The sequence below is a fragment of the Nostoc sp. DedQUE09 genome (assembly GCF_034530915.1).
Classification (GTDB): Bacteria; Cyanobacteriota; Cyanobacteriia; order Cyanobacteriales; family Nostocaceae; genus Nostoc.
Window position 1 is genome coordinate 1 of the sequence record NZ_JAVRCE010000125.1, and the last position, 6,243, is coordinate 6,243.

At 40.4% G+C, this 6,243-nt stretch carries 6 protein-coding genes; 4 read left to right on the forward strand and 2 right to left on the reverse strand.

Features of this window, described 5'->3' with window-relative positions; genetic code table 11:
- Positions 1-208: 208 nt before the first annotated feature.
- The 3 genes from RMY27_RS35190 to RMY27_RS35200 are packed head-to-tail and all read left to right on the forward strand — an operon-like array spanning position 209 to position 943.
- Complete coding sequence (locus RMY27_RS35190; RefSeq protein WP_322669422.1) at positions 209-391, forward strand: hypothetical protein; 183 nt, start codon at positions 209-211, stop codon at positions 389-391.
- Positions 348-554 carry a hypothetical protein gene (locus RMY27_RS35195; RefSeq protein WP_322669423.1) on the forward strand — a complete coding sequence of 69 codons (207 nt, stop codon included), beginning with the start codon at positions 348-350 and terminating at the stop codon, positions 552-554. Before RMY27_RS35190 ends, RMY27_RS35195 begins: the two co-directional genes overlap by 44 nt.
- Positions 551-943: a hypothetical protein gene (locus tag RMY27_RS35200; protein WP_322669424.1), complete on the forward strand. Its 393-nt coding sequence runs from the start codon at positions 551-553 to the stop codon at positions 941-943. Before RMY27_RS35195 ends, RMY27_RS35200 begins: the two co-directional genes overlap by 4 nt.
- A gap of 195 nt (positions 944-1,138) precedes the next feature.
- Here the strand turns inward: RMY27_RS35200 and RMY27_RS35205 are convergent, their stop codons facing one another.
- Entirely contained in the window at positions 1,139-1,423 is a 285-nt protein-coding gene (locus RMY27_RS35205; RefSeq protein WP_322669425.1) for a hypothetical protein, read from the reverse strand.
- A gap of 45 nt (positions 1,424-1,468) precedes the next feature.
- Positions 1,469-3,352: an ArsA family ATPase gene (locus RMY27_RS35210; RefSeq protein WP_322669426.1), complete on the reverse strand. Its 1,884-nt coding sequence runs from the start codon at positions 3,350-3,352 to the stop codon at positions 1,469-1,471.
- Positions 3,353-3,756: 404 nt separating this feature from the next.
- On the opposite strand from RMY27_RS35210, the gene RMY27_RS35215 reads away from it, so the two are divergent.
- Positions 3,757-6,243: WD40 repeat domain-containing protein (locus RMY27_RS35215; RefSeq protein ID WP_322669427.1), on the forward strand; the 2,487-nt coding region annotated here is incomplete at its 3' end.

Here is a 6,243-nt window from a genome sequence, read left to right on the forward strand (position 1 = left end):
TAATTCTATTTGATTTACGTTCTCTCATATCGCTTTTAGTCTAAACTCCAGAAATCTATCTTGGTCAATTATTATTTGATGGCCAAGAGTTTGACATACCTGTACATGTTGGCAAAGATTTAACAGAAGTTTTGCTCGGTCGTGAATGGTTAACAAATCGTCGGTTAGTCGTTGATATACAGTTGGGTGAATTAACGTTGGGATAACTATGACAAGGCTCGAACTAAAAAATCATCAAATTTGGCAAGATTTAACTGAAATATTACAAAGTTTAGATACTAATGTTATTGTTCAAGAACATATTGACCAGTGTGATTATAAAGTGTGTGGCTATTGGGATGAACAAGATGAAAATTACGTTACCTTGTACCCTAGAAGCCGAATTAGTTAGCAGTTCATTAGGCGTTACTCACAAAGAACGTTTTTTACAACTGAAGTTTTTGCTCATAGCTGATGCTGTTGATAATACGAAAACTACAAGTAGCAATGCTCAAAAACTTGGTGAATTAGTTCTTGTTTATGATGAAAATCTAGAATTTAATGAAAAGTCATGAATATTGTAAAAGGTTATTTTGATGATATTCATTTCCCCGAATGTAAAATAGAAAGCTTTGAAATTAATCAAAATTCTATTATAGTTAACATTCAAACAGGGCTAGAAATATATCCTCCACATCCGTTAGCAGCTACAAGTAAGTTTGAGGAACCATGTAGGCTTATATTTCAAGGAGTAAAATATTCAAAAAGAATTTTTTATGAATATAATCAAGGGCAAAGCAAAGATGTAAAAAAGCACTTGTTTACTAATGAATTTCCCATCAATAGCAACTCTAATTTAGAATACTCAGAATATTTAATAGAGGGCTTGCTGATTAAACCGCAAGGCTGGATAAAATGGGAAATAACTGCGGCAGAGTTTTACGTTGATGATTTAAAAAATTAAACTTTACTTCAAAAAGATATTTAATAAAATTTAATTTCCTTTCTTACTCATAACATCAATACATCCTTGTTGAGCTTACGAACCAGAGACTACTAATTTCATATTGAAATCTGATAAAAATTTCAATATGGGAGTATTTTAAGCTTCGAGCGCGCAAGGAAGTTGTGAAGAATAGGCAAGCTTAAATCTTATTACTTAGTATTCCAATGTTAGGGTGTTGAATTTTGGTTTATTGTCCTCTACGTCAGTATTTACTTGTTGATAAGTAACGTCCTCTTCAGCAATTATTTGACTATTTAAAATAGCAAGACGCTGCTGAATCTGATGTCGGCGTGCTTCGAGTTTCTCTAGTTCCTGCTCTAAACGCTCCTTCTCTAACATCATTTTGTAAGCATTTAAGTAAACTGTTGCTTGAGAACGTTGAGGAGGCATGGTGCTAAGTTTGGCTTGAATTTGTCCACGTTTTGGAGTGCGGTGCATAATAAATTTCTCTTTGGGTATGAAAGTATTTAGTCTAATTAGCCGTTAAAATAAACAGACTGCTGCTGCTTGGATGCGTTCTAAAGGCTGAACTGAGCGAGGAAGCATTGGTAAGCGAACCATTGTCAAACCTGGAAAATCGCAATTAATGGTTGCTGTAGAAGTAAAACGGTTGAGAACAAGGTAATTCTGGCTCACACCTATTTCTTGCAGAGATTTGAACAAGCGTTGTTGTTCGGCAAGTACACTAGCCTGGTTAAGTGTAACCCCAATGAACTCTGCTTTTTGTGGGTCTTTTAGTACTTTTTGGGCTTTGACTACGCGCTGTCGCAAAGTTCGTAAACGCCCCATAAATTCTGTACGACCAAGAACATTCTGATACTTGATCCAGAGTTTGAAAATCCAAGCTAGCCAGTCTGCCAGTGCATTTGGCATTTCTAGAAAACGCAGAAGATGACCTGTAGGAGCAGTGTCTAAAATAATCAAGTCTTCTTCTTGTTGCTCTAGCAATTCCATTACTGTTAACAGGGAAAGCATTTCATCAATCCCTGGTAAAGCTTGACCGACAATTTTGCGCCAAGCAACAGGAGCATAAGCCATTTCAATAGTTTCGCTTGTTTGTGTTTCGCCACTCATCATTTCGGCCAGTTCCCACAGGTAATCGGCTCTGAATTGATCGACAATGCGATCGCTATCCACTTCCTGACCTCGAAGATTAGGAGTTATTTGATACGGTTCGTGTCCTAAACTCAAACCAAAGGCATCACCCAAGGAGTGAGCAGGATCGATGGAAACCATGCGAATTTTGCGATCGGGATGTTGTTGAGCCATAGCCCAACCAATGGCAGCTGCTACTGTGGTCTTACCTACTCCACCTTTACCGCCAATTAGTAACAGGCGACGACCTTGGGTGAGAAAATCTCCAAAGTTAGGAGGAATTGTTTCCGGCCATTGAACTGGGAGTAGATGAACAGGAGATAGTGGTTCAAGCTGAGGAATATGGATTTGGTTGATGAGATGCTTAAGGGCTAGAATCCCCAAAGGCTCTTTATCTTGCTGTGGCACGATAAAAATCGGCTTTCCGTTAGCAAGAGCCGTATACTGGCTGATGAGCGGTTGTTGTTCTTGGTAACGATCTGCGTCAGTCGCACTGGCAAGGACTTGGTTGACGAACAACCCTCCGCAAGGCATCTGCATGGTTTGTAAGGCTTCTAGGAATCGTTTTGACTCCAACCAACTCATTGGTTCGGCGATCGCAACTAACAAACAAGCTGTATGGGTGGGATCTTGAAGCAGACGACGACCTTGGGAAAGTTCAGCTTTCAGGGTTTGCAAAAACTCGTCAGCGCGATCGGGTGTGTAACTTCCAGCAAAGGTCTTGCTAATATACCGATGCTTTTCTTGAAATAGTTCGAGAGAGTGGAGGAAAGTGTCTAAAAAATCCATCAATCCAAACAAGTTGAGAGTATGGCCGCTAGGAGCCATATCCACTACTACTCGATCTACCTGCTGTTCGTTGAAAAGGCGTTGGATCTCTAACAAACCCATCAATTCGTCCAGTCCAGGCCAATTTAAATCCCAAACTGGAGACAAGTCTTCTCCTTCAACAAAACTACCCCGTTCCACTAGCAGTTCTAATACCTGACCATAACGTTCTTTAAACTTTTGTAGCAGAAGCTTTGCATCCAACGCCCTTACTAGTAGATTGGGTAGTTCTGCTATGGGACGAGGAATGTCATCAACGCTAACTTGTAAGACATCTCCAAGAGAGTGAGCTGGATCGGTTGAGATTAAAAGAATTTGCTCATTGCTAAATTTCTGCGCCCAACGATATGCAAAGGTGCAGGAGATTGTCGTTTTTCCGACTCCACCTTTGCCGCTAAACATAGCAAGGTGTAGGTTATCAAAAAGTTCCATCCCGTTTGTCATTTCTGGCGTTTTAGGATAAAGTTACTACATATTTTTGAAAATTACTTAAGTAATTTTGCTGAATAAAGCTATTTAAAACCTTAATCTTTCACAGATGGAATTTACAAAACTTCTATCCTATAGGCTACCGTGTACACACAAGTTGGAAATAATTGACAAATCCGGGTTTTACCCCTCCCTAACCCTCCCCTTGTAAAGGGGAGGGAACTAGATTTCTTTTTTTCCCCCCTTTACAAGGGGGGATTAAGGGGGGTAATTGGACTTGCGATCCTATAGGACGGCGACAGGGAAAGCTTTACAAGAGAATGTGTAATTAATTTTGTTGAGTTACTTACAAAGATTAGGCGAGGAACTATAACTGAGGTAAAGATTTAGCCAGAGATGTCCAAAGGTAAGAAGATAAGATGGTTAACAGTTCTGTAGGCGATATAAATATTGGGTATAATGTCCAAGGTATTTCTGAATACGACTTTTTTTCTGACAGTAATTTTGAGGATATTTATTGTCGTCCACTTAAAACAGACTCTCCTTACTTAGGACTAAAAACTTTTGAAATTAAAGATAAAGACAAATTTTTTGGTCGGGAGAAGTGGATTGCTAATCTGGGCGATCGCTTAAAAAAAGATAATGTACTCTTGCTTCTAGGAGCATCAGAGAGTGGCAAATCATCATTGATTCGGGCAGGTTTAATTCCTTATTTAGGATTTTATAAAAAATCATTAATTAATATAAGTTTTCACCCAGATGAAAATCCTTTTAAATCTCTTTATCAGTGTCTTACTTCTAATTATGGAAAAAAATCACCAATAGCGGATATTAGTCGAGAAATAAGAGAAAATACCCTAATTAAAATTGTCACATTCCTTAAACAAGATTATCAGTGCGTTCTGATTTTTATTGACCAATTTGAAGAACTGTTTACAAAAACTCAAAAGCCAGAACGTGATAAATTTGTTGCTAGTATCTTTCAACTGTTCCAGCAGCAGGATAGCTCTGTCAAAATTGTTTTAACAATGCGGTCTGATTTTTTGGATAAATTTAGTGAGTATCCCCAACTTGCAAAGATCCACGATCGCTATAGTTGTATACTCACTAGAATGAGCGATGGAGAATTAAAGTTAGCGATCGCTGAACCTGCTGCTAGACATGGCGTCACCTTTGAACAAGGTCTAGTTGAGCAAATTATTCATGATTTTCACCAACAAGATGATTCTTTACCACTTCTGGCATACACCCTGAATGTATTGTGGGAAAGAGAAGATATTGCAAACGGGGTTCTGAAGATAAAGACTTATCAAGAATTAAAAGAGCAAACATTTGGTTATTTAAGAGAACAAGCTAATCAATTTATTAATCCTAGTCTTGGATGGCACGATCGCCATTCGAGAGAAAAGGAACAAGAGATTCAAAAGTTAAATCTTGCACTGACTGAATTAAAACTGCGCGAGCAATCCGCCAGGGTTTTGAATTTACTTCCTGTGCAACCGCTAGAGGGTTTGGTGCTGGCAATTCAAACAATGGGTGAGAATCTAGATAAATACCCAAACCACCTTCTAGCTTCTGTTTTGGGAAGCTTAAAGGAAGCAATGAACACACCCACAGAGGCAAATAGCTTGCGCGGACACGAGCAAGAGGTTAATTGTCTAGCCTTTAGTCCTGATGGCAAGTTTATTGCCAGTGGCAGTAGCGATTCTACCGTGTGCTTGTGGAATATCATTGGCAATCCTACTGCTCAATTTTTGTGTGGACACGAGCAAGAGGTTAATTGTATAGCCTTTAGTCCTGATGGCAAGTTTATTATTAGTGGCAGTATTGACGGAATTTTGTGTTTATGGGATCTACAAGGTAATCTCATTACTCAACCGTGGCAGGGACATGAGGAAGGAGTTATTTCCGTCGCTTTTAGCCCAAATGGCGATTCTATTGTCAGTGTTGGTTTTGACGGAACGGTGTGTTTGTGGGATTTACAAGGTAACGCCATTACTCAACCCTGGCGCGGACACAAGGAAGGAGTTATTTCCGTCGCCTTTAGCCCAAATGGCGATGGCTGCGCCAACCCCTCCGGGGTACGCATTATCAGTGTTGGTTTTGACGGAACGGTGTGTTTGTGGGATTTACAAGGTAACACCATCACTCAACCCTGGCACAAAAATGAGGCGAAAATTATTTGCGCCGCCTTTAGCCCCGATCGCAAGTTTATTGTCAGTGGTAGTAGTGATTCTACAGTGCGGTTGTGGGACATCCAAGGTAATCCCATTGGTCAACCTTGGCGCGGGCATGAAGGACATGTAAATTATGTAGCGTTTAGCCCTGATGGCAAGTTTATTATTAGTGGTAGCTGCGATCGGACAATACGCTTGTGGAATATCAATGGCAACCCCATTGGTCAACCTTGGCGGGGACATAAAGGACAGGTTAATTCCCTAGCCTTTAGCCCCGATGGCAAGCTGATTGTCAGTGGTGGCGATCAAACTGTGCGTTTGTGGGAGCTACATCAAATATTACAAGATCGGGTCATCGGGCGATCGCAGCGCAAATATGAGAATTGGGTCAATTCTGTCGCCTTTAGCCCAGATGGCAAGTGGATTGTCAGTGCCAGCAATGATTCTACAATCCGCTTGTGGGATATTGACGGCAACCCCATTGGTCAACCTTGGCACGGACATGAAAAAGAAGTTAATTCTGTCGCCTTTAGCCCTGATGGTAAGTTGATTGTCAGTGCTAGCAATGATTCGACAGTGCGCTTGTGGGATATTGACGGCAACCCCATTGGTCAACCTTGGCGCGGACATGAAAAAGAAGTTAATTCTGTCGCCTTTAGCCCTGATGGCAAGTGGATTGTCAGTGCTAGCAATGATTCGACAGTGCGCTTGTGGGATATTGACGGCAAC

Excerpts from the sequence above, each read along its gene's own strand:
- RMY27_RS35200 (WP_322669424.1), top strand. The coding sequence starts at position 551 with ATGAATATTGTAAAAGGTTATTTTGATGATATTCATTTCCCCGAATGT.
- RMY27_RS35205 (WP_322669425.1), bottom strand. The coding sequence starts at position 1,423 with ATGCACCGCACTCCAAAACGTGGACAAATTCAAGCCAAACTTAGCACC.
- RMY27_RS35210 (WP_322669426.1), bottom strand. The coding sequence starts at position 3,352 with ATGACAAACGGGATGGAACTTTTTGATAACCTACACCTTGCTATGTTT.
- RMY27_RS35190 (WP_322669422.1), top strand. The coding sequence starts at position 209 with ATGACAAGGCTCGAACTAAAAAATCATCAAATTTGGCAAGATTTAACT.
- RMY27_RS35195 (WP_322669423.1), top strand. The coding sequence starts at position 348 with ATGAAAATTACGTTACCTTGTACCCTAGAAGCCGAATTAGTTAGCAGT.